Below are 547 nucleotides of genomic sequence, written 5' to 3' on the forward strand. Positions count from 1 at the left end.
GAGGTCCTCGGCGTCGCGGTAGTCCTCGTTCACGAGCGTGGCCGCGTTGGTGTAGGCGCGGACGTACTCCTCGAACCACAGGTCGTGGGTGAGCACGTGGTTGATCAGCGCGCCGAGCAGCACGATGTCCGAGCCGGCCCGGATCGGGACGTGCTTGTCAGCGACCGCCGAGGTGCGGGTGAAGCGCGGGTCGACGTGGATCACCCGGGCGCCGCGGGCCTTGGCCTCCGTCACCCACTGGTAGCCCACGGGGTGGCACTCGGCCATGTTGGAGCCCTGGATGACGATGCAGTCGGCGTTGGCCATGTCCTGCAGGGACTGCGTGGCACCGCCACGTCCGAACGAGGCTCCCAGACCGGGAACCGTGGCGGAGTGTCAAATACGGGCCTGGTTCTCGATCTGGATCGCTCCCGCGGCGGTGAAGAGCTTCTTGATCAGGTAGTTCTCTTCGTTGTCCAGCGTGGCGCCGCCCAGGGCGGCGAAGCCCATCGTGCGGCGCAGCGGACGGCCCTGCTCGTCGGCGTCCTGCCAGCCGCTGCGGCGGGAC

1 protein-coding gene is annotated in these 547 nt (G+C 68.9%); it reads right to left on the reverse strand.

Going from position 1 to position 547, the window contains the following annotated elements:
• Positions 1–547: molybdopterin-dependent oxidoreductase (locus RF646_RS13405; protein WP_368836241.1), on the reverse strand; the 547-nt coding region annotated here is incomplete at both ends.

The sequence above is a fragment of the Kocuria sp. CPCC 205261 genome, from assembly GCF_040981025.1.
GTDB classification, from domain to species: Bacteria; Actinomycetota; Actinomycetes; order Actinomycetales; family Micrococcaceae; genus Kocuria; species Kocuria marina.